Raw genomic sequence first — 26,490 nt, 5'->3', positions numbered from 1 at the left:
TCCCGCATCATGCCTTGAAGCGCAGCACCAGCGTCTGCACGTCCAGCAGCTGGTCCAGCTCCCGCTTGACCACACCGGCATCGGCCTTGCTGGTTTTGGGACCCACGAACACGCGGGTATAGCGCCCCCTGTCCGTGCTCACTTCGCGGGTAAAAGCCTTGTAACCCTCGTCCATCAGGCGGTTGCGGAGGGATTCGGCCCGGTCACCGCGACTGTAGGAAGCTACCTGCACCACCCAGGCCACTGGCAGGCCGCGGGCATCCAGCACCGGTGCATCGGCCACCTTCCCCGGCTGTGCCTGCTGGTCCGCTTCGGCGGCGGGCTCCGCCGGGGCCGGCTCGGGCTCAGCGGGTTCACTGGCCAGGGCGGGCTGGAATGCGTCATCGGGATGCGGTGCCGGGGCGGCATCGGCCACTGGTTCGGGCTCGGCGATCCGGATCGGCTGGATATCCGGGGCCGGCGGGATCTGGCTGGTGACATCGATATAGCGCGCCCCCTCGCGATCGAAGAGGGACGGCAGGAATATCACCGCGAGCGCAGCCAATACCAGCGCGCCCACGATACGCTGCTTGAAGCCATCGTCCAGGCGCCCCCGCTTACCCGGGGCGCGATCACGACTCGCCATCGATGTCATCTCGTACGTGTTGTAAAACTTCTGCAACGGTAAAGAAAGAACCGAAAACAAGCAACCTGTCATCGCTCCCGGTATCGGCGACCAGGCGGTCCATTGCCGCCGCCACGGCGGGGCAGTCGGCACTGACCCGCGCGGAAGGCACCCCGGCCGCTTCCAGCCCCGCCAGCAGCGCCTCGCAGCCGGCGGCCCGGTCATTGCCCGGCAGCAGGGACGGGCACCAGGCGTCCACCACCTGCGCCAGCGGCGCAAACAGGCCCACCAGGTCCTTGTCGGCCATTGCCGCCACCAGCGCCCGGGTCTGGCCCGCCACCGGGTGCTCCGCCAGCCATCGGGCCAGGTAGGCCGCGGCTGCCGGGTTGTGGCCCACGTCCAGCAACAGTTCCCGGCCCCGCCACCGCAGGCGCTGGCAGCGGCCGGGCAGCTGCAGGCCGGCCAGGATACCGGTCACCTCCTCATCCGCCACCGCCGGCATGGCGTCCAGCACCAGTAGCGCCGCCAGCGCGGCAGCAATACTGAGACGCGGCAGCGCAATATCCGCAGGTATGCGAATCTCCCGCTCACCGAAGCGGAAGCAGTCATCGTCGAGGTGGTATTCGGAGCCCAGGAAGTAGCCTTCGGCCCCCATGCTGGCACCCGCGGAAACTACCGACAGCGGCGGCTCCGGGTCGGCACAGACAAAGGGGCTGCCGGGGCGCAGGATACCGGCCTTCTCGCGGCCAATTACCTCCCGGTCGCTGCCCAGCCAGGCCTCGTGGTCCACTGCCACGCTGGTGATGACGGCCAGGTCTGCATCCACCAGGTTCACCGCATCCAGGCGGCCACCCAGCCCTACTTCGAGCAGGGCGACGTCGACCCCGGCGCGCTGGAACAGCCACAGGGCCGCCAGTGTGGTGAATTCGAAATAGGTCAGGCTGGTGTCGCCGCGGGCGGCCTCCACCTGCTCAAAAGCCTCGACCAGCTCCGTGTCGGTCGCCTCGCGGCCGTCGATGCGCACCCGCTCATTGAATCGCAGCAGGTGCGGTGAGCTGTAGGCCCCGGTGCGCCGGTTGCCGGCCAGCAACAGCGCCTCGAGGGTCGCCACGCAGGAACCCTTGCCGTTGGTACCGGCTACAGAGATCACCCGCGGCGCCGGCTTCTCCACACCCAGTTCCCGGGCCACAGCGGCGACCCGGGTGAGGCCCAGTTCAATTTCGGTCGGGTGCAGCCGTTCCAGCCGCTCGAGCCAGGATTGCAGTTCACTCATGGGAAACCCCGTAACGATATTGCCGGGCCCAGTATGCCGCGAGAGCGGCGACGGTAACAGGGAAAGGGCCAGGGAGGGAGAACGCGGGTGCGACCGGACGCACCCGCGGGATCAGGATCAGGCGCCGGACAGCTTGCCCAGCAGGCGCGCGAGGGTGGTCCGCATGTCGTTGCGGGGAATGATCATGTCGATCGCGCCGTGATCGAGCAGGAACTCGGCTCGCTGGAAGCCCTTGGGCAGCTTCTGGCGGATGGTCTGCTCAATGATATTGGGCCCGGCAAAACCCGCCCGCGCGCCAGGCTCGGCGGCATTGATATCGCCCAGCAGGGCCAGGGAGGCGGACACACCACCATATACCGGATCTGTCATCACCGAGATATAGGGCACGCCGGCCATTTTCATTTTTTCCAGCACGGCGGAGGTCTTGGCCATCTGCATCAGCGAGATCAGGGCCTCCTGCATCCGGGCACCGCCGGTAGCCGAGAAACACACCAGCGGGATGCGCTCTTCCAACGCCAGCTGGGCAGCACGGGTGAAGCGCTCACCCACCACGTAGCCCATGGAGCCACCGTGGAAGGCGAACTCAAAGGCCACCGCCACCACAGGCTTGCCCTCCAGGGTACCGCGCATGGCGATCAGGGCATCCTTTTCGCCGGTATTCTTCTGCGCCTGGGTCAGGCGGTCCTTGTATTTCTTTACATCCTTGAACTTGAGGCGATCCACGGGCACCACGTCGGTAGCCAGCTCCTCGCGCCCCTCCTCATCCAGGAAGATGTCCAGCCGGCGCCGTGCGCCGATACGCATATGGTGGTCGCACTTGGGACATACATCCAGGTTGCGCTCGAGCTCCGGCCGGTAGAGCATGGCGTCGCACTTGACGCACTTTTTCCACACTCCCTCCGGGACCTTGCTGGCGCCGGGACGGCGCTCGGTGCGAATGACCGCAGGAACGATTTTTTCTAACCAGCTCATTTTGTTTCCAAATCCCGATGCTTCTGAGGGCCAAAGTCATGTCCTTGGCCGGTGGCTTTGAGGACGAGAATTAAAACACTAACACCATTTCCGGGTGCAGCCAGTTCAGCCGCCCACAGGGGCTTTCTGGCCAGCCGGTCACAACTGCCGGGCGATGTGCAAACCTCTGTCACAGTTCGCCTCGCCCACCCGGGGGTCAGGCGTCCAGCGCCCGGCGAATCCCTCCCACCAGCTGTGCCACGGCATCCCGGGCCGCCGCACCGTCGGCTGCCTCGCCGATGGCCGAGACCAGTACACTGCCCACCACGGCACCGTCGCCGGCCTCGCTGACCGCACGGGCAGAGGCGCCGTCGCGGATACCGAAACCCACACACAGCGGCAGGTCGGTGAAGCCGCGGATATGCTCGAGGTTCTCACGCACCGCTTCCGGGTCCAGGTTGCCCGCCCCGGTGACGCCCTTCAGCGATACATAGTAAATAAACCCGCTGGCCAGGCCGGTGATCGCACGAATACGCTCCTCGCTGGTGGTGGGGGTCAGCAGGAAGATATTGCGCAGGTTGCGCGCGCTCAGCATTTCGCTCAGGGGGCCCGCCTCTTCCGCCGGCAGGTCCACCGTCAGGGCGCCGTCGACACCGGCATCCAGCGCCGCGTCGGCAAACGGCTCCGCGCCCATTTTCTCGATCGGGTTGGCATAACCCATCAGGATCACGGGTGTGTCGCTGTCTTCCCGGCGGAATTCCCGCACCATCTCCAGGCACTTGCGCAGGGAGGTCTTGTACTCAAGGGCGCGCTCGTGCCCGCGCTGGATTACCGGGCCCTCGGCCATGGGATCCGAGAAAGGCACCCCCAGCTCGATCAGGTCGGCGCCCGAGGCCACCAGCTGGTGCATCAGCGGCACGGTGTTTTCCGGGCCGCCGTCACCCGCCACCAGGTAGGTCACCAGGGCCTTGCGGCCCTCTTCCCGCAGGCGGGCAAAACGGCGGTCGATTCGGTTGTCTTGTGTCACTCGCTCAATTCCTGTTGATCCGCGCCATCGCGGCGCCACTTCTGCAATTCTTTTCGCGGCCCGCGCCGCACAGGTCCCTAGACCTCGATGCCGTCGATAGCGGCCACGGTGAAAATATCCTTGTCGCCGCGCCCGGACAGGTTCACGACAATGTTCTGCTCCGGCGACATACCGGCGGCCAGCTTGAGGGCATAGGCCACCGCGTGGCTGGACTCCAGCGCCGGCAGGATACCCTCCTTGCGGGTCAGCATGCGGAAGGCATTGAGCGCCTCCTGGTCATCCGCCACCACATAGTCCACGCGGCCGATATCTTTCAGCCAGGCGTGCTCGGGCCCTACCCCCGGGTAATCGAGGCCGGCGGAAACCGAGTGCGTCTCGATAATCTGGCCGTCGTCATCCTCCATCAGGTAGGTGCGGTTGCCGTGCAGGATCCCCGGCACACCATCGTTCAGCGGGGCCGCATGGCGACCACTGGCCAGGCCTTCGCCACCGGCCTCGACACCATACATTTTCACGTCACTGTCGTTCAGGAACGGGTGGAACAGGCCGATGGCGTTGGAGCCACCGCCCACACAGGCCACCAGCGCGTCCGGCAACTGGCCGAACTCCTCCAGGCTCTGGGCGCGCGCCTCGCGGCCGATCACCGAATTGAAATCGCGCACCAGCTGCGGGTACGGGTGCGGGCCGGCCACGGTGCCGATGATGTAGAAGGTGTCATCGACGTTGGTGACCCAGTCCCGCATGGCCTCGTTCATCGCATCCTTCAGGGTCTTGGAGCCCGATTCCACCGGGATCACCTCGGCACCCAGCAGCTTCATGCGGTAGACATTGGGGGACTGGCGTTTCACATCCTCCGCACCCATATACACCGCACACTCCAGACCCAGCCGCGCCGCTACCGTGGCGGTGGCCACGCCGTGCTGGCCGGCGCCGGTCTCGGCGATCACGCGGCGCTTGCCGCTGTGCTTGGCCAGCAGCGCCTGGCCCACGGTGTTGTTCACCTTGTGGGCGCCGGTGTGGTTCAGGTCCTCGCGCTTGAGCCAGATTCGCGCGCCGCCCGCCTCGGCGGTCAGGCGCTCGGCCAGGTACAGCGGCGAAGGCCGGCCAACATAGTGCGCCAGGTCGTAGTCGAAGGCCGCCCGGAATTCCGGGTCATCCTTCAGGCTGTTGTACATCTCCCGCAGTTCATCCAGGGCACCGATCAGTGTCTCGGACACGAAACGGCCACCAAAGGGACCGAAATGCCCCTGCGCATCCGGAAAGGCTGAATAATCCACCGACTTCTTATCGCTCACTCTCACTGCTCCTGTTACCGCTGGTCCCGCAAATGGCTTTGCCGGAAGGACCGCTCAATCGTTTAACGCCTGCCGCGCCGCGGTGATAAAGGTGTAAACCCTGTCGGCATCCTTGATGCCCGGCGCCGACTCGACGCCGCCGCTCACGTCCACGCCCTGGGGGCGCGCAGTGCGGATGGCCGTGGCCACATTATCCGGTGTCAGTCCACCGGCGAGGACAATCTGCTGGCCACTGTCCTGTGGCACCCGCTGCCAGTCGAAGGACTCGCCCGTGCCACCGGGCACCCCGGGACGGTAGGCGTCCAGCAGGAATCCCCGCGCACCGGGATGCCCGGCCATGGCGGCCACAACATCCAGGTCGTCTTTCATACGCAGGGCCTTGATATACGGACGACCGAATTGCTCACAGTAGTCTGCGGTCTCATCGCCGTGGAACTGCAGCAGGTTGAGGGGCACCCTGGCCAGCACCTGGTTCACTTCATCGGCACTGGCGTTGACGAACAGGCCCACCAGGGTAAGGAACGGCGGTACCACCGCCGCAATGGAGACCGCCTGCGGCGCGGTAACATGGCGCGGGCTGCGCTCATAAAAGACCAGCCCCAGGGCATCCGCACCCGCCCGGGCAACCATCTCCGCATCGTCCGCGCGGGTAATCCCGCACACTTTCACTTGCATCGCGTTACGCAACCGACCGGTGGTTCAAAAAATAGGGAGGAAGCGATGTTAGCAGATCGGCACCGGCCGCGAAACGCGGCCCCGGCGGCCACTAGCCGGAAACCAGGCCGCCCAGGGGCAGCGGCACCAGCATTGGACCGGGTTCGCTGGCCGGCAGGCCGAACTCCGCCGGGTACTGCACGTCCACCAGGTAGAGTCCAAACGGCGGCGCGGTAACGCCGCCGGCGGTGCGGTCCCGCGCCGCCAGCACTTCGCCCACCCATTCCGGCGGCCGCTCGCCCCGCCCCACCGCCATCAGCACGCCGGTGATATTGCGCACCATATGGTGCAGGAAGGCGTTGGCGCTGATTTCAATGACGATCAGCTGCCCCACCCTGGCCAGGTCCAGCCGGGTGACTTCCCGTACCGGGCTCTTGGCCTGGCACTGGCTGGCGCGGAAACTGTTGAAATCGTGCCGCCCCAGCAGGTACCGGGCGCCGGTGCGCATGGCTTCGAGGTCCAGCGGGTGCTGGGTCCAGGTGACCTCGGCCGCGGCCTGGGCCGAGCGTGTCGGCGCACTGTGGATCAGGTAGCGATAGCTGCGCGCGCGCGCGGAGAAACGCGCATGGAACTGCGGCGGCACTTCCTGCGCCCAGCGTACCCGCACCGCATCCGGCAACTTGGTGTTCACGCCCTGGACCCAGGCGCGCGCGGGCCGGATCGCCGCGGTATCGAAGTGAATCACCTGGTTGGTGGCGTGAACGCCGGCATCGGTGCGCCCGGCGCAGACCAGCGTCACCGGTTCGGCCGCGATCGCCGACAGGGCTTTTTCCAGGTAGGCCTGCACGGTGGCAGCGGCGGATTTCTGCTTCTGGAATCCGTGCAGGTGGGCGCCGCAGTATTCCACGCCCACGGCGATACGCCGCAGGCCCGCGGGCAGCTGCTCGCCGGGGGGCACTTCGCCATTGGGCTTGTACTGGTACTCGGAAGGCATTGGCTCTGGCCTGCAATCGGTAAAAAAATGCCATAAAAAAACCCCGCAGCCAGTGCGGGGTTTTGCCTCGCTGGCAGCGGCTTAAGAGAGGCGCTCCAGCATCTCGCGGGCCCGCGACTTGTACTCGTCACCGCCCTCCTCGGCCACCTCTGCGAGGATATCCCTGGCACCATCCTTGTCGCCCATGTCGACATACGCCTGGGCCAGCTCCAGCTTGGTGCTCAGCTCGTCACTGCCTTCCAGCAGGTTGAGTTCCGAGTCCAGGTCGCCTTCCAGGTCGAAATTCAGGTCGCCGAATCCGGCACTGCCGCTTTCAGCACCCGCAGCGGACGCAGCTGCACCGCTGCCGGCCGTCTCGACTTCCGGCTCCAATGCGAGTGTAGAGGCTTCCCCAGTGCTTGCAGCTTCACTGCCCGCACTCGCCGCAGTGTCGGCGCCGGCGGAGAGCTCGCCATCAAACTCGTCCAGGTCGATGGAGTCCAGGTCCAGGCCGGAACCCATGTCGTCACCGAACCCCTCCAGGTCGTCCAGGGACAGGTCGTCGGCAGCAGCGGATTCGGTGGACAGGTCAGCACCTGTGTCCGCACTTGCAGTGTCGGTGGAGGGGCTCTCGAACTCCAGGGTTCCGAAATCGTCACCCGCAGTATCGCCTGCCGCAGGTGCGCCAGAGGAGGTGGAGCCAAACTCCAGGTCACCTGAACCGGCTTCCTCGCTCTCCTCCATCGGGGACAGGTCGAGGTCGAAATCCAGGCCACCGTCTTCCTGGCCCGCGTCCTGCCCGGCGATTTCGGCGCTGCCAAATTCATCGCTGCCGGCAGTGGTATCGGCACTGCTGAAATCATCGTCCAGGTCGAGCGACAGGGAATCCAGGGATTCCTGTTCAGCCGGTGCATCCTGCCCGGCATCGCCGGAACCCAGGTCCGCCGACATCAGGTCGTCGAAATCAAAGCTATCGTCGCTCTCACCTGCACCACTGCCAGCCTTGTCACTGCTGAAGTCGTCGCCCAGATCCAGGTCGAGGGAGAAGTCCTCGTCGCCGCCGGCATCGGGCCCGCTGGCGAAATCACTGTCATCGCCCAGATCCATGGTCAGGTCGTCCAGCAGGTCGCTGCCGCCAGACTCCTGGCCGCCGGAGCTTTCGGCGCTGCCAAAGTCACTGTTGAAGTCGCCGTCGAATGAGGAGCTCATATCGTCGAGCTGCATCGCTTCCAGGGACTCACTGGTAAAGCCATCCTCGGGCCCCTCGAAGGGGCCGGCGCCGTCGATGCTCTCACGCAGGCGCGCGGCACGGTCGGCGGCGGGGCCATCGCTGACGCTCAACAGCTGGCGGTAGTGATCGTCAAATTTGCCGATATCCTGCTGGTGCGCGTAGACCTCCAGCAGCATCAGGCGGGCATCGACATTGTTCGGGTCCTGCTGCAGGCCCGCCACCAGCTTGCCCTCGGCATCGCCGTACTGGCCCAGTGACAGGTGGATCTCGGCCTCGGACACGGGATCACCGGTATCGACATCGTCGAACTGGTCCATGTCGAAGTTATCCTGGGTCTCGAAGGACTCCACCGCGGCCAGGCTTTCATCTTTCTCGTCGATTTCCGGTGCGTCGGCGAGGGAGCGCTCGGCCGCCATCTCCGCCTCCACCTGGCGCATGGCCTCCTCTTCTTCCTTGCGGCGACGCCAGCTGACGAAACCGACGATACCCAGCAGGAGAACGCCGGCACCGATACCGATCAGCTGGATGTTTTCCATCAGGCGCTCAACCAGGGTCGGCTCCGGCTTGGTCTGCACGCTGACCACGCGATTGCGGGCATCCTCCGGTTGCGCGGCCTCCTCCGGCTCGGCTTCGGTTTCCCCGGCCTCGCTGGCGGCAACGTCACCTGTGGTTTCCCCGGCTGCCAGCTCCTCACCGGTAGCCTCTACACCATCAGGCTCCGTCGCCGCAGTAGCGTCCCCAGCGGACTCCCCGGCGGCGGCCTGCACCGCAGCCATCTCCTCGTTGGAGACCTCCACCAGGCGTTCCATGGTGTCGATCTGCTCGTCGAGCTCGGAGATGCGCTCTTTCAGTTCTTCATTTTCGAGCTGGGACTTGTCCAGCTCTTCCTCGCTGACCGCGAGTTCACCCTGCAGTGCCGCACTGTCTTCGGCGCCGCTGCCGGAACCGGACTGCACAGACTCGTTGTCACCCGGCGCGGCCAGGCTCACGCGACCCTCGACGGTGTCGCTGCTACCGGCATCATCGCTCGCCGCACGCGCGTCCAGCGGTGCGCCGGTGGCCTCTTCGGCAGCACCGATACGCTGGCGCCAGGCATCGTTCTGCGATGCCACCTGCGACACTGCGTCACCGCGGGAGACCGCGCGCACTTCAGCCACTTCCGGCAACCGCAGGACCGCGCCTTTTTTCAGCAGGTTGATATTGCCATCGATAAACGCTTCTGGATTGAGGCGCTGGATTGCCAGCATGGTCTGCTGCACCGAGACATCGCCATGGGTGCGGGAATCACGGGCGATTTCCCACAGGGTCTGGTTGGCGGCCACCGGGCCGTAAACCTGGCTGCCGCCGGTCTCAGCACCGCTCGACTGCCGCTCGAGCTCCATCGGCTCCTCGGCCGCAGGCTGCTGGGGCTGGGACTGGGGCTCAGGCTCGGGACGGGGCTCCGCTGGGGCCTCGCGGGTCGGCCGCGGGGCCTGCTCCTCAACCCGGGGACGCTGCTGTGGTGCGGGCGCGGGTTGCGGGGCTGCGGGCTGGCGACGCACCTGCTGGCGCTCGCGCTCGGCGGCGCGCACGGGTTGTTGTGCGGCGCTGCTGGAGAAAGCCGGCAGGTCCATCAGCAGTGTGTACTCCCGCAGCAGCCTGCCGCTGGGCCAGCGGGTTTCCACCAGGAAGTTCAGGAAGGGTTCGCGAATCGGGCGGTTACTGGAAACCCGGATTACCGGTTGGCCACCGGAGTGATCGACTTCGAACTTGAGATCGGTAAGCAGGTAAGTGCGGTCGACGCCGGCCCGCTCGAAATCATCGGGGTTGGCCAGGCGTACCTTGATCTCGCCATCGGCGAGACCGCGAGTCTGCAGTAGTGCAATCTGCGCTTCGAGAGGCTCATTGAGCGTCGAATTCAGTTTGATTTCACCCAGGCCGAGCGCCAGAGCCGCGTTGCCACTCAGTGCGCTGACCATACCCACAGCAAGCGCCAGCTTTCGCACACGCATATCCGATTCCCTTTATTGTTAGAATCACCGGCCCGCCAGCGGGTAAATTCCGCTCGACGCCGGTTTACTGTACAGTAAATATCCAATGAAGCGGCTGCCGCTTCGACTGCCTCTCACCGCTGGCGATTAAATCGCCACCCCCAAGCAAAGCAATGTTGAGAATACACCTTCACTATAACGGCTAAGTATTAAATATCAGTGGTTTTTTAGCAACAACTGGACAATCTGTACACAATTGATTGCCAGGTCTTTGCGCAAATTGTCGGATGCTGCACAAAAATTAATCTGCCGCCGGCTGAGCAGGCTCTGCCGCAGCCGTCCCACCAGGGTGATATCACCGCCGACGGAATCCTGTGCCGAGGGCCGCTCCTCCAGTTTCAGGCCGGTGCCGTTGCGCAGCAGCGCACGCAGCTGGTCCAGGTCCGCCTCTTCCTTCAGCACCACCCGCAGGTTGGCCAGCTGCCCGTGGAAAACCGATGCGGTATTGATACAGGCATCCACCGCAATATCCTCACCCAGCAGGCGCCGCAGGTCGTGTACCAGCGCCAGCTCCCGCAGGCTGTGGCCACTTTCCAGCAGGGCATCGCTGGAACTCAGCTGGTTGAACGCCAGCCGCTGGCCGACTTCCGGATCAATCTCCACATCCTGCGCGTTGAACATGCGAGCGGTCTGCGCCGCCATGGAATCGACCGCCGCCTTGCCCAGCGCGGACACCGGCTGGTTGAGCTGTACTTCCACCGCCTGTACACGATCCCGCAGTGGCAGCAGTGCCTCGGCCACCATGGCCGCGCCGGCGGCCGGCAGCGCCAGTACATGGCGTTCCGCGCCGGCAATGGCATTGGCATTGAGCAGCGGGTGCACCACCGCCACACTCTCGTCGCCGCGGGTATTGTCGGAGGCATCCAGCACCCAGGCCCCGGCGTCTTCTGCCGCAGCCAGCGCCGCCTGCCCGGCGGCACCGCCCTTGAGCAGCAGCACCACCTGCTGCGGGCCGAAGGCAAACTGCTCCAGCGACTGTACGGTGATGTTGCGGTTGGCGAAAACCTGCGGATCCACCTCGCTGTCCTCCTCGTCGAGCAGGCGCAGCTGCTCGGGCAGCACCGTCTTGCGTTCCTCGAGGATTTCCAGCAGTGGAGAGAAGGCGGCGTTATCCACCCCGACGATTACCAGTTCGCGGTCGGTTTCTGCGGCTTGCTCGGACATTGGATTTACTTCCAGAAATGGATTGCACTGAGAGAGGCCGCGATTATACCGATTGGCTTTTCTGTGACCAGTGAAGCAGGTCCGGCGATGCAATCCCTGGCGGCCCGCGGATACAGGATGACTCAGATAGGAAAGCGGAACCGGCCCCGGTCTCCCCCTGCCAGGCCAACGAACTCCACCGCTCCCCCGGCCTCGGTCAATGCGGCACCGGTGTAGGGGTCACGCAGCCCCGGTACCCGGACAGCATTGCCATCACGCAGGTAGGTCGCCCGGAGTACCGCACGCCGCGCACCCTCCAGGTCCGCGACGCGAACCCGGTAATCGGTGTAGTTGGGGTAGCCCCAGTCATGCTCGAGCAGCCAGCCCGTCAGGTTATAGGCCCGGAGGCCATCGTCCCCTGCCAATTCCAGCGGCCCTGCCGCCACCCGCCCCGGTAACTGGGACAGGGGGACATCCAGGTAATCGATCCAGGCCACCACCTTCCGCGCATGGCGATTCATCGAGTCCTGCACCTGGAACAGTGGGCGGGCAAGTAACTTCAGGGGATCCGCCAGGTCCCGCTCACTGAGCATCAATGTGATCAAGTTTGATCCATACCGCCACTCGCCAGCCATCACCCGCGACATGGAAAGTTCACTGTCGCCGAACGGGTCACGCCAGCTTTCGGGAACCCCCTCACCGCCAGCCCCACCGGCCCGGGCCAGGCGTGCCAGCACCACGTTCCCGGACTCAAAATGCCGGCGGATCGCAGCGGCGGCGATCATCTTGGTAATCAGCAGGTCCGATTCGCCCAACAGCAAACGCCAGAAACGAAGGTCCTGCTGCAGCATGGCCCGTACCCGCGCGGCATCGCCCCGGCCGGCAGCCAAGCGGGCCTCCGACATCAGCATTTTCTGTCCGTCCATGATCGACTGGAACGGCACGAACGGGATCGATGCATTCTCGGGCACCACCCCCCGCCATGCAGGTAATGCCACCAGCAACCGGTAGCGCTCCAGGAGCCAGCGCTCCGAGTCTATCCAGCTGGCGAGCTCGCTATCCGGCGATGTCATCGCCGCCATATGGCTCTGGGCAATCTCGGCGTGGGCCGCAGCGCGATCACGGGACCGGGAATAATACTCCCCGGGTGGGTGGTCCGGACCCGCGGCACCTCTTTCGCCCGCGGCGGCAATCCAGTTGAGCCGCTTGCGCCCCCATTCTACCGGTGAGTAACCGCGGGCTATCTCGAAACCACTGGCAAACACAAACGCATTGTCTGCATCGGCGATCTCCGGCCGCTCATCCAACAGCGCACGCAGTCGCTCAGCCTCTGGCCCCGGCGGCACATCGCGTAAATTGACGACGATCAATGCGCCATAAATCGCACAGATGACTGCGAGGGAGTAAGCGACAAGCCTGGCAACGCGTTTCATTGGGGATTCTCCTGGTAGCAAGCGCCATTGCCAGCGCGCTCCCCCTAAAACTACGAAGGGCCGCAGCGGCAGTCAAATGCCACGGCGACCCTTCGGGATCACTGGCCACCCGGGCGGGTGGCGCAGTGGTTGTTTACAGCTTACCCAACAGGATCAGCAGCACGCGGCGCAGCGGCTCGGCGGCGCCCCACAGCAGCTGGTCACCCACGGTAAAGGCGTTCAGGTACTCGGGACCCATACTCAGCTTGCGCAGGCGGCCCACCGGGATATCCAGCTTGCCGGTCACCGCGGTCGGGGTCAGCTGCTCCAGGGTAGCCTCGCGCTCATTGGGTACCACATTGACCCAGTCATTGGCGCCGCCGATCAGCTGCTCGATGTCGCCCATGGGAACATCTTTCTTCAGCTTCACGGTGAAGGCCTGGCTGTGGCAGCGCATGGAACCGATACGCACGCAGGTACCGTCCACCGGCACGGGGCTGTCGGTACCGAGGATCTTGTTGGCCTCGACCTGGGCTTTCCACTCCTCGCGGCTCTGGCCGCTCTCCATCTGCGTATCGATCCACGGCAGCAGGCTGCCCGCCAGCGGCGCGCCGAACTCGGCGGTGGGGAATGCGCTGGAACGCATGCTCTCGGCCACCTTGCGGTCAATTTCCAGGATGGCGCTGGCCGGGTCCGCCAGCTCGCTGGCAACGCCGTCGCGGATGGCCCCCATCTGGGAGATCAGCTCGCGCATGTGCTTCGCGCCGGAGCCACTGGCAGCCTGGTAGGTCTGGGCGGAAACCCACTCCACCAGGCCTTCCCTGAACAGGCCGCCGAGGCCCATCAGCATCAGGCTGACAGTGCAGTTGCCGCCGATATAATTCTTTACACCTGCGTCGATACCGCGGTCGATAACGCCGCGGTTCACCGGGTCCAGTACGATCAGGGCGTCGTCGTCCATGCGCAGGCTGGAGGCGGCGTCGATCCAGTAACCGTCCCAGCCCTTGTCACGCAGCTGCGGGTAGACCTTCTTGGTGTAGTCACCGCCCTGGCAGCTGACGATCGCATCCAGCTCCGCCAGCGCGTCGATATCAAAGGCGTCACCCAGAGGGGCCACTTCGCGACCGATGTTTGGCGCCTTGCCGCCGGCATTGGAGGTGGAGAAAAATACCGGCTCGGCGATATGGGTGAAATCGTTCTCTTCCAGCATACGGCCCATAAGGACGGAGCCGACCATACCGCGCCAGCCAATAAAACCTACTTTTTTCATTTCAATAATCCTGTAATTCCTGTGTGTCCGGTTCGCCTGCGACCAGGCTCCTGTAAAGATGGATTGACCTTGTTATTGAAATTAGAAAGCGGCCACCACTGCTGCGCCCATTTCCGCGGTGGATACCTTCCTGCTTCCCTCAGTGTAGATATCAGCGGTGCGCAGTCCGTCGTCGAGTACCTTGCTCACGGCCTGTTCGATCGCGTCTGCGGCCTCGCCCATTCCGAGCGAGTAACGCAGCATCATTGCCGCTGACAGGATAGTCGCCAGCGGGTTGGCAATGCCCTGGCCGGCAATATCCGGTGCCGAGCCGTGGCAGGGTTCGTAGAGACCGAAGCCGGTCTCGTTCAGGGACGCCGACGGCAGCATGCCGATGGAGCCGGTAAGCATGGCCGCCGCATCCGAGAGGATGTCACCGAACATATTGCCGGTCACCATCACGTCGAACTGCTTGGGCGCACGCACCAGCTGCATGGCCGCATTGTCGACATACATATGGGTCAGTTCCACGTCCGGGTACTCCGGCGCCAGCCGGTCCATCACCTCGCGCCAAAGCACGGTCACTTCCAGCACATTGGCCTTGTCCACTGAACAGAGCTTGCCGCCGCGCTTCTGAGCCGCCTCGAAGGCGGTGCGGCCGATGCGCTCGATTTCCGACTCGCTGTAGACGTAGGTGTTATAGCCCTGCTGCTCGCCGTTCGCGAGCAGGCGAATACCCCGCGGCTCACCGAAATAGATACCCCCGGTCAGTTCGCGCACGATCAGGATATCCAGCCCGGACACCACTTCCGGCTTCAGCGACGAGGCCTCGGCCAGCTGCGGGTACAGGATGGCCGGGCGCAGGTTGGCGTACAGGCCCAGGCGGCTGCGGATCTTCAGCAGGCCTTTTTCCGGGCGGATCTCGCGGTCCAGGGTATCCCACTTGGGTCCACCCACTGCACCCAGCAGCACAGCGTCGCACGCGCCGGCCTCGTCCAGGGTGGCGTCGGTGAGCGGCTCACCGGATTCATCGATGGCGGCACCGCCGATCTTGCCCTGCTTGAAGTTCAGGCCCAGGCCGAATTTCTTGTCTGCGGCTTCCAGCACCGCCACCGCCTGTTCGGTGATTTCCGGGCCGATACCGTCGCCCGGGAGGATCATGATGTTCTTGCTCACGAATCTGCCTTTTCTTGTGTGGGATACCATCGGCGGCATCCCTTTTCCCTCGCCATTCCGACCGCGGCCGGCCCGGCGGTTTAAGATTTTACTTCACTGCGTCAAACAGCCACGGCGCCTGCTCGCGGCGCTTCTTCTCGTAGGCGCGGATTGCATCCGCATCTTCCAGCGTCAGGCCGATATCGTCGAGGCCGTTCAGCAGGCAGTGCTTGCGAAACTCATCCACCTCGAACGGGATGGCGCTGCCGTCGGGCTTTACCACCTGCTGCTTTTCCAGGTCGATGGTCAGCGCGTAGCCTTCCTGCGCGTACATTTCCTCGAACAGCTGCTCCACCACCGCTTCATCCAGCACGATCGGCAACAGGCCGTTCTTGAAGCAGTTGTTGAAAAAGATATCGGCAAAGCTCGGCGCAATCACCGCGCGGAAACCGTAATCATCCAGTGCCCAGGGGGCGTGTTCGCGGCTGGAACCACAGCCGAAATTCTTGCGCGCCAGCAGCACCGAGGCGCCCTGGTAGCGCTCGAAGTTGAGCGGGAATTCCGGGTTCAGCGGCCGCTTCGAGCAGTCCTGTCCCGGCGCGCCCTCGTCAAGGTAACGCAGTTCGTCAAACAGGTTGGGGCCGAAGCCGGTGCGCTTGATCGACTTGAGAAACTGCTTGGGAATGATCAGGTCAGTGTCCACGTTGGCGCGGTCCATGGGGGCGACCAGGCCCTGGTGTTGGGTAAAGGCTTTCATCAGGCAGTCTCCCCTACAGCTACAAACTCACGCACATCGACAAAGTGGCCGGCAATCGCCGCCGCCGCGGCCATGGCCGGGCTCACCAGGTGGGTCCGGCCACCATAACCCTGGCGCCCCTCGAAATTGCGGTTGGAGGTGGAGGCGCAGTGCTCACCCGCGCCCAACTTGTCGGCATTCATCGCCAGGCACATGGAACAGGAGGGCTCGCGCCATTCAAAACCTGCTGCGGTAAACACTTCGTGCAGCCCCTCTTTCTCTGCCTGCGCCTTGACCGCCTGGGATCCCGGGACAATCAGCACCTGCTTGACGCTGTCGGCTTTGCGACGGCCCTTCGCCACCGCCGCCGCCGCCCGCAGGTCCTCGATACGGGAGTTGGTGCAGGAGCCGATAAACACGCGGTCGAGCTGGATATCGCCAATCGCCTGGCCGGCACTGAGGCCCATGTATTCCAGCGCACGCTCGATACCCGCGCGGCGAGTCTGGTCCGCCTCGACAGCCGGGTCCGGGACCCGCGCATTCACCGAAGCCACCATTTCCGGCGAGGTACCCCAGCTTACCTGCGGCTCGATCTCTTCCGCCGCCAGCTCCACCACGGCATCGAAAACGGCATCGTCATCGGAATGCAGGCGGCTCCAGTTTTCCACCGCCCGATCCCACTGCTCGCCTTTCGGTGCGTAGGGCTTGTCCTTTACATAGTCCAGGGTGACCTGGTCCACCGCCACCATGCCGGCGCGGGCACCGGCCTCGATGGCCATGTTGCAGATGGTCATACGACCTTCCATCGACAGGCCCCGGATCGCCGAGCCGCCAAACTCGATGGCATAGCCGGTGCCACCGGCAGTGCCGATCTTGCCGATAATGGCCAGCACCACGTCTTTCGCAGTGACACCCGGGCCCAGCTCGCCGTCCACGCGCACCAGCATGTTCTTCATTTTCTTCTGGATCAGGCACTGGGTGGCCATCACATGCTCCACCTCGGAGGTGCCGATGCCATGGGCCAGCGCGCCCAGGGCACCGTGGGTGGAGGTATGGGAGTCACCGCAGACCACGGTCATGCCCGGCAGCGTGGCACCGGTCTCCGGACCGATAACGTGCACGATGCCCTGGCCCGGCTCGTTGATGCCGAACTGGACCACCTCGAAGTCGTTGCAGTTCTCGTCCAGGGTTTGCACCTGGATGCGCGACACTTCATCGCGGATACCGGCAACACCCCCGGCGCGCTCACCCGCGTGGGAGGGCACATTGTGGTCCGGTGTCGCCACCAGGGAGTCCTTGCGCCAGAGACCGCGACCGGCGAGCCGCAGGCCTTCAAATGCCTGCGGGGACGTCACCTCGTGGATCAGGTGGCGGTCGATATAGATCAGTGCGGTGCCGTCTTCGCGGCTCTTGACCAGGTGGTCCTGCCAGAGTTTGTCGTAAAGCGTCTGCCCGGCCATGGCCGTCTCTCCTCTTCTTGTGATTGGCGCAGTCTAGGCGGGGCGTTACATAACATCAATTTATATTTATTATAAGAACAAGTCGCATATGGAATGATTCTGGGGAACACCATTGCGGCCCGGGATATCGATATTCACAACGAGTGGAGCAAGCAATTTGGAAATCCAGTGGCTGAAAGCCTTCCTGAGCATCGCCGAGCAGGGCTCGGTGTCCGAGGCCGCCGCAGAGCTGCACCTGACCCAACCCGCCGTTTCCAAGCGCCTGGCGGCCCTGGAGCAGCAACTGGGCACCCCCCTGTTCGACCGCATCGGGCGGCGACTGCAGCTGACCGATGCCGGCCGCGCGCTGCTGCCGCGGGCACGGCATATCCTCAATGAGGTCAGTGATGCCGAACGCGAACTCCGGGCCCTGGGTGGCGAGGTGGCCGGCAGCCTGCGTATCGCCACCAGCCACCACGTGGGGCTGCACCACCTGCCACCGGTTCTGAAGGCATTCAGTACCCGCTACCCGGACGTGGCGCTGGATATCGACTTTGTCGATTCCGAGCAGGCCTACGAGGCACTGATGGCGGGCGAGTACGAGCTGGCGGTGGTCACCCTGGCACTGAAGGAATACCCGAACCTGGAAGCCCGTGTCATCTGGCCCGACCCCTGCGTGGTGGTGGCGGCGCCCGAGCATCCACTGGCGCAACTGCCCTCCCTGGACCTGGCCGACCTGGCCCGCTACCCGGCCATCCTGCCGGATCTGAACACCTACACCGGCCGCCTGATCAAGCGCGAGTTCGACGCCCAGGGCCTGAAACTGACCGCCAAGCTGGCCACCAATTTCCTCGAGACCATCAAGATGATGGCCGGTGTCGGCCTGGGCTGGAGCGTGCTGCCGCAGACCCTGGTGGACGACAGCCTGGCGGTACTACCCGTCGACAAACTGAATATCCTCCGCAACCTGGGCGTTATCAGCCATCGCGCACGCACCCTCAGCAATGCCGCCAGCGCGCTACAGCAACTGTTGCTGCAGGCCGCCGCGACGAACAAGCAGGAATAACCGGCGCAAAAATTGAGCAAGGTCACAGATTGGCCCAGAAATGTGCCCTTGACACGTTTGCAAGGGGAAAAAAATAGTAAACTGCGCGCCAATTCCAATAAGGAGGCAGCAATGAAAAAAACCAGCCTGGCCATCTGCATGGCCCTAGCCAGTGGCGCCGCCAGCGCCGACACCATCCTCGGCTTTGACGCCACTGCCGGCGTGTGGATGCCGTCCTACAGCGGCGACGTTGGCCAGGACAACTTCGATATCGAGGAATTCAGCCCGGCCGAGGACAATGTCACCTTCCTGCAGGCGGCGCTGGAGCACCCGATTCCCCTGGTGCCCAACATCATGCTGTCCCACAGCGGCATCGAGACCGATGGCGTAACCCGGTTGAGCGACTTCGTCGAGTTTGGCGATGAAACCTTCATCGCCGGTACCGAGGTTTCCTCCAATCTCGACCTGACCCATACCGACGCCACCCTTTACTATGAAATCCTCGACAACTGGGTGAACCTGGACATCGGCTTCACTGCTCGCCAGTACAGCGGCGAGCTGCAGCTGGACAGCGCCTTCCAGTCCGAGAACATCGAGCTGTCCGGCGTACTGCCGATGGCCTACGGCATGGCCCGCTTCGACCTGCCGTTCAGCGGCTGGTCCGTGATTGCCCAGGGCAATGCCACTGGCTACAACGGTGACTCCCACACGGACATCACTGCCAAGGTGCGCTGGGATTTCGCGCCGGCCCTGGACTTTGCCGTCGAAGGCGGTTACCGCAGCATGACCCTGGACCTGCAGGAGCTGGACGAACTGGAGAGCAACCTGGATATCAGCGGGCCTTATATCGGCCTGAACCTGCACCTGTAACCGGGCAGCGGGCAAACGAAAAAAGGCGGCCAACTGGCCGCCTTTTTTGTGCCCGATGGTCTGTGCTCTCGGGCCCGGTTACGCCTGGCTGCCCACCGTTACCACGCCGGGGTTCACATCCCCGTTCTGGGCCCGCTGGCGCAGTACGTGGTCGATCAGCACCAGTGCCGTCATGGCCTCGGCGATCGGTGTCGCGCGGATACCCACGCAGGGATCGTGGCGGCCCTTGGTCACCACCTCGATCGGGTTGCCGTGCGTATCGATACTCTTGCCCGGAATCCGCAGGCTGGAGGTAGGCTTGAGGGCGATATGGGCCACCAGGTCCTGGCCGCTGGTTATGCCACCCAGCACGCCGCCGGCGTTGTTGGACAGGAAACCCTCCGGGGTGATCTCGTCGCGGTGTTCGGTGCCCTTCTGCTCCACGCTGTCGAAGCCGGCCCCGATCTCCACCCCCTTGACCGCATTGATGCTCATCAGGGCATGGGCCAGGTCCGCGTCCAGGCGATCAAAGATCGGCTCCCCCAACCCGGCGGGCACGCCGCTGGCGTGCACCGAGATGCGCGCCCCGATGGAATTGCCCTCCTTGATCAGCGCCTGCATGTACTCCTCCATTTCCGGCACCTTGTCGGCGTCCGGGCAGAAGAAGGGATTCTGTCCCACCTGTTCCCAGTCCAGCTTCTCCACCCGGATCGGGCCCAGCTGGGACAGGTAGCCCCGCACCTCGATACCGTACTGCTGGCGCAGCCATTTCTTGGCGATGGCACCGGCGGCCACCCGCATGGCGGTTTCCCGGGCAGAGGAACGCCCGCCACCACGATAGTCGCGGATGCCGTATTTCTGCCAGTAGGTGTAATCCGCGTGGGCGGGACGCACCTGTTCGGAGATATTGGAGTAGTCCTTGGAACGCTGGTCGGTATTCTCGATCAGCAGGCCGATGGGCGTGCCGGTGGTCTTGCCCTCGAACACGCCGGACAGGATCTTCACCGCATCCGCCTCGCGGCGCTGGGTGGTATAGCGGGAAGTGCCCGGCTTGCGGCGGTCCAGCTCCAGCTGGATCTCCTCGGCACTGATCTCCAGCCCCGGCGGGCAGCCGTCGACGATACAGCCCAGCGCCGGGCCGTGGCTCTCGCCAAAGGAGGTGACACAAAACAGCTTGCCAAAGGTATTGCCGGACATAGATTCGCTTCCGTGACTTCCGCTCAGTCTTCAGTGATTTGTTCGGTGCCCGGGCATTCCACGTGCATTTATCGGGCAAAGGCGGGGCATTATAGAGGATTGCGCCGACTTGTGCCGGTGCGCAATCCCCTGCGGCTCAGCTGGCCTCGAACTGAGGGCGGTAGGCCAGCAGGTCCTCGCGGCTGATGACGAACACGCCATGGCCGCCATCGGCGAACTCCGGCCACATAAACGGCACCCCGGGGAAGGCCCGCTCCAGCGCCTCCCAGCTGTTGCCCACCTCGCACACCAGCAACCCGTCCGGCTGCAGGTGGTCGGCCGCCTCCAGCAACAGGCGACGGGTGAAATCCAGCCCGTCGTCGCCGGAGCCCAGGGCAATCTCCGGTTCAGCGCGGTATTCCGCCGGCATCTCCGCCAGGTCGCGGGCATCCACATACGGCGGGTTGCACACGATCAGCTCATAACTGCAGCCCTCCAGCCCGTCGAACAGGTCAGACTGCACGGCGCGCACGCGCTCGTTCAGCTGGTGGCGGTTGATATTGACCTGCGCCACTTCCACCGCGCCGGAAGAGATATCGCTGAGGTCGACCCGCGCCTCCGGGAAGGCATCGGCGCAGGCAATACCAATACAGCCACTGCCGCAGCACAGGTCGAGGATCGCCAGCGGCTCGACCTGCAGCCAGGGCTCGAAGCCACTGCGGATCAGCTCGCCGATGGGCGAGCGCGGCACCAGTACGCGGCTGTCCACATAGAAGGTCATACCGCAGAAATGCGCTTCATGGGTCAGGTAGGGGGCCGGCAGGCGCTCCTGCACGCGCCGCTCGAGAATCGCCATCACCTCACGGCGCTCCTCCATGGCCAACCGCGCCTGCAGCACCTCGGGCTTGCTGTCCATGGGCAGGTGCAGCGTATGCATCACCAGCAGCAGGGCCTCGTCCCAGGCATTGTCGGTGCCGTGGCCGAACCAGAGACCGGCTTCCCCGAATCGGCTGGCGCCCCAACGCACAAAGTCCAGCAGGGTCTGCAGCTCGTGCAGGGAGGCCTCACGCTTCTCGATCATTCACTCTATCCTTTTTACTGACTGGGCCGGGGCGGAATTACGCCCCGGCAATGATCCACTGGCCCTGGCGCAGAGTAAAACATCCCTGGCCGCCCGGCGGTTCTTTACTCAAACATGACAAAAGCTTAGGGTAGCGCACCCGCCCCTCGGGCTGAGATATTGGAACTGGACCAGATGAACGAACACTACGCGCGAATTATTGAGGCAATCGGCGAAGATCCGCAACGCCCGGGCCTGAAGGACACCCCCAAGCGCGCCGCCAAGGCGATGCAATACCTGACCCAGGGCTACCAGCAATCGCTGGACGATATCGTCAACGAGGCCATCTTCCCCTCCGACTGCAGTGAGATGGTACTGGTCAAGGATATCGAGCTCTACTCCCTGTGCGAGCACCACCTGCTGCCGTTTATCGGCAAGGCACACGTGGCCTATATCCCCAACGGCAAGGTGCTGGGCCTGTCCAAGGTGGCGCGCATCGTCGATATGTTCGCCCGGCGCCTGCAGATCCAGGAACAGCTCACCGTGGAGATCGCCGAGACCATCCAGGATGTCACCGGCGCGGCGGGCGTCGGCGTGATCATCGAGGCCAAGCATATGTGCATGATGATGCGCGGCGTGGAGAAACAGAATTCGGTAATGAAGACCTCCGCCATGCTGGGTTCCTTCCGCAGCCAGCAGGCCACCCGGACCGAATTCCTGTCCCTGATTCGCTAAAATGCGTTAACGCGGCGCAGGGAAGCGCGGCGATGGAGCTGTCGCGCTCACCGCTGCGCAGTGAACCTGTAAAGAGTGCCACGGGGGCCGCACAGAGATATCGCGCGGCCCCAGTATTCACGGAGAGAAACCATGCCCCACCTGGTGATCGAGTACGCTGAGAAGCTGGAAGACCATATTTCCATCCCGGCACTGGTCAGCACCGCGCAGGAGGCCATGAACCGCTCCGGCCTGTTCGCCCCCCACACCATCAAGACCCGGGCGCTGCCCTACCGGCACTTTATCGCCGGGGAGAAGGGAGGCAGCTTTATCCACGCGGAAGTGCGCCTGCTGGATGGGCGCAGCGAGCGCGAGCGGGAAGAGCTCAGCTCCGCGGTCTTCAACGCCCTGTGCCAGTTCGCCGACGGTGTGCCGGCGGTCACGGTGGAGGTGCGGGAGATGGACCAGGGCTGCTATTCCAAGCGCCTGCCGTTCTGAGCCGGGACGCCTGCTAGCCATCCAACCCTGTGGTCTCGCGGCCAGGGGCCGCTCCTACGGGTACCTGCCCGAACCAGGCCCGTAGGGGCGCACCTTGTATGCGCCCGGGTGGCCCCCCATCCCCTCGCCCAACCCCGGCCACCTCGAGAACCCGAAACCGGATCGGACAACGCAAAAGCATCCTGACGAGCCCTGGGCGCACACAAGGTGCGCCCCTACACAGTTCGTGGCAATGACGACAGGAAAAAATTTAAGGGCGGCCCCTGAATGCGCCCGGGCGCCACGACACCCACGGTGTAAACATCATCCCCTATCCCCCTTGCCGGCATCCGGGATGACAAAAATGGTGACGCCGGACGAACGGCCGGGACCGTAGGGGCGCACCTTGTGTGCGCCCGGGACGGCAGGAAGGAATCCCCTTGCTTGAGAGGGCGAACACAAGGTTCGCCCCTACGGACTATCTCGCTGCAGCCTCAGCAAACCTACCGAATCGCAAAACCGGACGGACCGCAGGGGCAGAACAGGCGCGGGATCATTCGCCGCGCAGGAAGGGGCCGAACCACTCGGCGATTTCTTCCGCGCCCTCTTCCATATGCAGGTGGTGGCCGCCGTGCATCTCGCGCACGGCAATATTGGGAAACTGCTGTAGCAGTGGCCGCATCCTCTCGGGCATCCCCTCGATACCATCCATTGCCAGCACCAGCCGCACGGGAATCTCCGCTTGCTGGATACTCTCCAGGAAAGCGCGCACCTGGTCGCTGGTGAGCTTGCCGGTGGAAGTGGCCTTGAGGCGCGGGTCACTGCTCCAGGTGAAACCGTCAGCACTGGCGCGCGTGCCACGCTCGACGATGGCGCGGGCAGCTTCCCGGCTCAACTTGAACATACCGTTGCGGCGCGCCTCGGTGGCCTCGGCCAGGCTGGTGAACTGCCGCGGTCGCACGGCGCCATAACGGGCGCGCTGGGCGATGGCACGGGCAAGATTCTCCGGTGCCTCCTCCGCCCTGGCCGGCGGCGGCACCAGCCCATCCACAAGGGCCAGCCGCTCCACGCGGTTGGGGAAAGTGCCGGCGGTGAGCATGGAAGATACCGCCCCGCGCGAATGGCCGAGCAGGGAGAACCGGCGCCAGCCGAGTGCCTCACTGACCCCGATCACGTCTTCCACTTCCTCCCAGATGTTGTAATTGGCATCCCGGGAGCGATGGTAGCTCTGCCCGTGGCCGGCCATATCGATCGCCACCAGGTCGATCCCGCCCAGCAGCGGCGCCAGCCGGTCAAAGCTTGCACAGTTGTCGAGCCAGCCATGCAGGGCCAGCACCGGCACGCCATCGGGATCGCCCCAGCGTCGGGCGGCAATAGTCTTGTGATCGAATTCCAGGGTGATTTCGCGCGGGGATTCAGTCATGGGGCAACATCGTTAGAAACCAGCACCAGATAGTGCCGGGCCCGACCGGGACCGGCAATGACCTCCGGGGCCAGCATGGGTGTCGAGAGTGGACGCGGGGACAGGACGAATGGTGCGGCGTCCCGGCTAGACCTGCGGGTGCTGCAGCCAGGACAGGTCGGCGCAGCCGTTGGCCCAGACCTCGGCTTCCAGGCAGGCCAAGCTGGAGGTGCCCATGGGATGTGCCCCGGGACTGCCGCAGAGGCCGTTGACCAGGGAGCCCACCAGCGGCTGGTGGCTCACCAGCAGCAGCGGGAAGAGTGCCGCGCGGCCCAGGGCTTCCAGCACCTCCCGCGGATCGGTATCGCCCACCAGCAGGGGCTGGGTGTCCACAGGCTGCCGCAGGCGGCCGGCGACAATCTGCGCGGTCTGCTGGGTACGCACAAACGGGCTGGCCCAGATGGCGCGCACCTGCGCCAGCTCTTCGGCGCGTCGGTCGCAGATCCAGGCCACCTGTGCCCGGCCGCGATCGGTAAGCTGGCGCTCACTGTCCTCGCCCACCATCGGCTCGGCCTCGCCGTGGCGCAATATCAGTAGCTGCACGCTGAACCTCCCTGTTTCGCCACTGGCGGGGGCTGAGCCCCGCCGGATGGCTACGGACTACTTGTCGCTGTCGTCGTCCTTCCCGGTCTCCTTCTCCGGCTCCTTGCCCTTGTCGGCGCCGGCCTTGTCGCTGCTTTTGGTGGAACTGCCGGATCCACTGGACTTGGTCGAGCTGGACTTCGAAGAGCTGGACTTCGACGAACTGCTTTTGCTGGAGCTGCCCTTGCCGGTGCCGCCGGAGGCGCTCTTTTTGGCCGCCCCCTTGCTGGTGGATGCGGCGGGTTTGTCTTCGCCCTCGTCCTTCCCGGCACCCAGGGAGATGGGATCGTACACGCTCTGCCCCTGGGGCTCTTCATCGTCTTCGGAGACCACTTCGCCGTTTACTTCCTCGGCACTTTCATAGCCGGACAGGTCCTCGATGTCGGACTCGGGCCACTCGGCAAACGGGAAAGGTTTCTCTTCGGTGTTGTACACCAGGAATTGCAGGGTCTGGTACACGAAAGACGCGATCTGGTCCCCCAGGCGGCGCAGGTTGTCATTGGGGCCGCCGGAAAGAATCGAGAACAGGAACTGCAGTATCACCACCGCCAGCATGACGAAGCCGGCGATTTCCAGCAGCACTACGAACAGCACCATGTACAACAGGCGCATCCAGTGGTTGCCGGAGGTGATGTTTTTTTTCAGTTCTTCATTATCCATATTGTCTTTGCCCCTAGGGTTTAGCCGAATAGGCTACATCGAACGTTTGCGCGCCCGACATCAAATCGCGTATTACCTCCGGGATCGGGCGCTCTTCAAATAATATGGCGTGAATAGCGGAAACCAAGGGCATGTAGACGCCCAATTCATCCGCTTTGTGCTTAATCAGCCGAACCGTGTTCACGCCCTCGGCGACCTGACCGATTTCTGCGACAGCCTCCTCCAGGGCCCGGCCCCGTCCCACCAGGTAACCCACCCGGTAGTTGCGGCTCAGGTCCGAGGAACAGGTGAGGATCAGGTCCCCTACCCCGGCCAGCCCGATAAAGGTCATGGGATCGGCTCCCATCGCCTCGGCAAAGCGCATCATTTCCGCCAGCGCGCGGGTGATCAGCAGGCTGATGGTGTTCTGCCCGCGATCCAGCGCCACTGCCATGCCGGTGACGATGGCATAAATATTCTTCAGTGCCCCCGCCAGCTCCACGCCGAACACGTCGTTGCTGGAGTAGACCCGGAACGTCTCGGAATGCAGCACTTTCTGGATGGTGCTGCAAAGTTCCTCGTCCTCACTCGCGATCACGGTGGCGGTGTAGTGATCCGCGACAATCTCTTTCGCAAAATTCGGGCCGCTCAGCACCCCCACACGCATATCCGTGGTTTCCTCGCGCAGGATATCGCTCATCAGGTGGAAGCTGTCATGCTCGATACCCTTGGTAGTGGAAATCAGCATGGTGCCGGTGTCCAGCATGGGGGCAACGCGCTGCACCACCTCACGGAAAGACTTGCTGGGAATCGCCACGAATACAATCTGGCAACCGGCCAGTGCTTCCTCCAGGTCGCTGGTGACTTTCAGCTCCGGGTGCAGGGTGACACCGGGCAGGTAATAACGGTTCTCCCGCAGGTTGCGGCAGCTCTCCGCACGCTCTGGGTCGCGCATCCACTGGCGGGTATCGTGGCCGTTGCCGGCGACAATATTGGCAATCGCGGTACCGAAACTGCCGCCGCCCAGTACGGCAATGGAAAAGGGCTTAGAAGTTTCCGTCTGTGTCATACCTGTCCGATGGAATTGAGTAAGGGAATGGTAGTTGTTGTCGTCGAGCGGATTATAGAGGTCGAGCTGGCCCAGCCCAACGCGGGCGGGAAAAAAAAGTGATTATCGGTCAGTTTCCGCGCAGGCGGTGTGACCTGGCGGGCAAATCGAGCAAAAATCAAACAGGGCGGGGGTACATGGAGCGCGGCGCCAGGCCGGCGCGGGTGCGGGAAAATAAAAACCGCCGGCCCTTTCAGTCGGGACCG

The 26,490-nt window shown here is 64.2% G+C and carries 24 protein-coding genes; 4 read left to right on the top strand and 20 right to left on the bottom strand.

The window, feature by feature from the left end:
• Positions 1–7: 7 nt before the first annotated feature.
• The 14 genes from LVE68_RS16130 to leuC all read right to left on the bottom strand — a co-directional run bounded on the left by LVE68_RS16130 (position 8) and on the right by leuC (position 17,193).
• The gene (locus LVE68_RS16130) at positions 8–625 is read right to left on the bottom strand and encodes an SPOR domain-containing protein (RefSeq protein WP_232941465.1); all 618 of its coding nucleotides are present in this window, start codon (positions 623–625) and stop codon (positions 8–10) included.
• Complete coding sequence (gene folC / locus LVE68_RS16125; RefSeq protein WP_232941464.1) at positions 612–1,877, bottom strand: bifunctional tetrahydrofolate synthase/dihydrofolate synthase; 1,266 nt, start codon at positions 1,875–1,877, stop codon at positions 612–614. The genes LVE68_RS16130 and folC overlap by 14 nt, the downstream gene beginning before the upstream one ends.
• Positions 1,878–1,994: 117 nt before the next feature.
• Positions 1,995–2,849 carry an acetyl-CoA carboxylase, carboxyltransferase subunit beta gene (accD, locus tag LVE68_RS16120; protein WP_232941463.1) on the bottom strand — a complete coding sequence of 285 codons (855 nt, stop codon included), beginning with the start codon at positions 2,847–2,849 and terminating at the stop codon, positions 1,995–1,997.
• Positions 2,850–3,045: 196 nt separating this feature from the next.
• On the bottom strand, positions 3,046–3,855 hold the full coding sequence (gene trpA, locus LVE68_RS16115; RefSeq protein ID WP_232941462.1) for a tryptophan synthase subunit alpha: 810 nt from the start codon (positions 3,853–3,855) through the stop codon (positions 3,046–3,048).
• Positions 3,856–3,932: 77 nt separating this feature from the next.
• Positions 3,933–5,150 carry a tryptophan synthase subunit beta gene (trpB, locus tag LVE68_RS16110; protein WP_370636692.1) on the bottom strand — a complete coding sequence of 406 codons (1,218 nt, stop codon included), beginning with the start codon at positions 5,148–5,150 and terminating at the stop codon, positions 3,933–3,935.
• Between the two features lie 54 nt (positions 5,151–5,204).
• Positions 5,205–5,825 (bottom strand): phosphoribosylanthranilate isomerase, encoded by a 621-nt coding sequence (locus LVE68_RS16105; protein WP_232941460.1) that lies wholly within the window; start codon positions 5,823–5,825, stop codon positions 5,205–5,207.
• Positions 5,826–5,916: 91 nt separating this feature from the next.
• On the bottom strand, positions 5,917–6,798 hold the full coding sequence (gene truA, locus LVE68_RS16100) for a tRNA pseudouridine(38-40) synthase TruA (protein ID WP_232941459.1): 882 nt from the start codon (positions 6,796–6,798) through the stop codon (positions 5,917–5,919).
• Between the two features lie 81 nt (positions 6,799–6,879).
• Entirely contained in the window at positions 6,880–9,999 is a 3,120-nt protein-coding gene (locus LVE68_RS16095) for a FimV/HubP family polar landmark protein (protein WP_232941458.1), read from the bottom strand.
• 195 nt (positions 10,000–10,194) lie between these two features.
• The gene (locus LVE68_RS16090) at positions 10,195–11,202 is read right to left on the bottom strand and encodes an Asd/ArgC dimerization domain-containing protein (RefSeq protein ID WP_232941457.1); all 1,008 of its coding nucleotides are present in this window, start codon (positions 11,200–11,202) and stop codon (positions 10,195–10,197) included.
• A gap of 122 nt (positions 11,203–11,324) precedes the next feature.
• Entirely contained in the window at positions 11,325–12,614 is a 1,290-nt protein-coding gene (locus LVE68_RS16085; protein ID WP_232941456.1) for a hypothetical protein, read from the bottom strand.
• A gap of 133 nt (positions 12,615–12,747) precedes the next feature.
• Positions 12,748–13,863, bottom strand: a complete 1,116-nt coding sequence (gene asd, locus LVE68_RS16080; RefSeq protein ID WP_232941455.1) for an aspartate-semialdehyde dehydrogenase — start codon at positions 13,861–13,863, stop codon at positions 12,748–12,750.
• Positions 13,864–13,944: 81 nt separating this feature from the next.
• The gene (leuB, locus tag LVE68_RS16075) at positions 13,945–15,018 is read right to left on the bottom strand and encodes a 3-isopropylmalate dehydrogenase (RefSeq protein WP_232941454.1); all 1,074 of its coding nucleotides are present in this window, start codon (positions 15,016–15,018) and stop codon (positions 13,945–13,947) included.
• Positions 15,019–15,106: 88 nt separating this feature from the next.
• Positions 15,107–15,754: a 3-isopropylmalate dehydratase small subunit gene (gene leuD, locus LVE68_RS16070; RefSeq protein WP_232941453.1), complete on the bottom strand. Its 648-nt coding sequence runs from the start codon at positions 15,752–15,754 to the stop codon at positions 15,107–15,109.
• Complete coding sequence (leuC, locus tag LVE68_RS16065) at positions 15,754–17,193, bottom strand: 3-isopropylmalate dehydratase large subunit (RefSeq protein WP_232941452.1); 1,440 nt, start codon at positions 17,191–17,193, stop codon at positions 15,754–15,756. The genes leuD and leuC overlap by 1 nt, the downstream gene beginning before the upstream one ends.
• A 157-nt stretch (positions 17,194–17,350) precedes the next feature.
• Between leuC and LVE68_RS16060 the strand changes: the two genes are divergently transcribed.
• Together LVE68_RS16060 and LVE68_RS16055 are read left to right on the top strand one after the other, a co-directional pair.
• Complete coding sequence (locus LVE68_RS16060; protein ID WP_232941451.1) at positions 17,351–18,238, top strand: LysR family transcriptional regulator; 888 nt, start codon at positions 17,351–17,353, stop codon at positions 18,236–18,238.
• A 111-nt stretch (positions 18,239–18,349) separates the two neighbouring features.
• Positions 18,350–19,087, top strand: coding sequence for a TIGR04219 family outer membrane beta-barrel protein (locus tag LVE68_RS16055; protein WP_232941450.1), 738 nt, complete (start codon positions 18,350–18,352; stop codon positions 19,085–19,087).
• 78 nt (positions 19,088–19,165) lie between these two features.
• Here the strand turns inward: LVE68_RS16055 and aroC are convergent, their stop codons facing one another.
• A complete protein-coding gene (gene aroC, locus LVE68_RS16050; RefSeq protein WP_232941449.1) occupies positions 19,166–20,263 on the bottom strand; it encodes a chorismate synthase in 1,098 nt (365 codons plus the stop codon).
• Positions 20,264–20,399: 136 nt separating this feature from the next.
• Positions 20,400–21,323, bottom strand: coding sequence for a 50S ribosomal protein L3 N(5)-glutamine methyltransferase (gene prmB, locus LVE68_RS16045; RefSeq protein WP_232941448.1), 924 nt, complete (start codon positions 21,321–21,323; stop codon positions 20,400–20,402).
• A gap of 174 nt (positions 21,324–21,497) precedes the next feature.
• On the opposite strand from prmB, the gene folE reads away from it, so the two are divergent.
• A complete protein-coding gene (folE, locus tag LVE68_RS16040) occupies positions 21,498–22,037 on the top strand; it encodes a GTP cyclohydrolase I FolE (RefSeq protein ID WP_232941447.1) in 540 nt (179 codons plus the stop codon).
• A gap of 132 nt (positions 22,038–22,169) precedes the next feature.
• Complete coding sequence (locus LVE68_RS16035) at positions 22,170–22,514, top strand: 5-carboxymethyl-2-hydroxymuconate Delta-isomerase (RefSeq protein WP_232941446.1); 345 nt, start codon at positions 22,170–22,172, stop codon at positions 22,512–22,514.
• 532 nt (positions 22,515–23,046) lie between these two features.
• On the opposite strand, the gene LVE68_RS16030 is transcribed toward LVE68_RS16035, so the two are convergent.
• From LVE68_RS16030 to LVE68_RS16015, 4 genes are all read right to left on the bottom strand, one after another.
• Complete coding sequence (locus LVE68_RS16030; RefSeq protein ID WP_232941445.1) at positions 23,047–23,916, bottom strand: alpha/beta fold hydrolase; 870 nt, start codon at positions 23,914–23,916, stop codon at positions 23,047–23,049.
• Positions 23,917–24,042: 126 nt separating this feature from the next.
• Positions 24,043–24,498, bottom strand: a complete 456-nt coding sequence (gene sixA, locus LVE68_RS16025) for a phosphohistidine phosphatase SixA (RefSeq protein WP_232941444.1) — start codon at positions 24,496–24,498, stop codon at positions 24,043–24,045.
• A 57-nt stretch (positions 24,499–24,555) separates the two neighbouring features.
• Complete coding sequence (locus tag LVE68_RS16020; RefSeq protein ID WP_232941443.1) at positions 24,556–25,197, bottom strand: DUF4389 domain-containing protein; 642 nt, start codon at positions 25,195–25,197, stop codon at positions 24,556–24,558.
• A 13-nt stretch (positions 25,198–25,210) separates the two neighbouring features.
• Positions 25,211–26,245: an NAD(P)H-dependent glycerol-3-phosphate dehydrogenase gene (locus LVE68_RS16015; RefSeq protein ID WP_232941442.1), complete on the bottom strand. Its 1,035-nt coding sequence runs from the start codon at positions 26,243–26,245 to the stop codon at positions 25,211–25,213.
• Positions 26,246–26,490 lie beyond the last annotated feature (245 nt).

It is taken from the genome of Microbulbifer sp. YPW16 (assembly GCF_021290385.1).
In the GTDB taxonomy this organism is placed as follows: domain Bacteria; phylum Pseudomonadota; class Gammaproteobacteria; order Pseudomonadales; family Cellvibrionaceae; genus Microbulbifer; species Microbulbifer zhoushanensis.
This window is presented reverse-complemented; position numbering and strand designations above follow the sequence as displayed.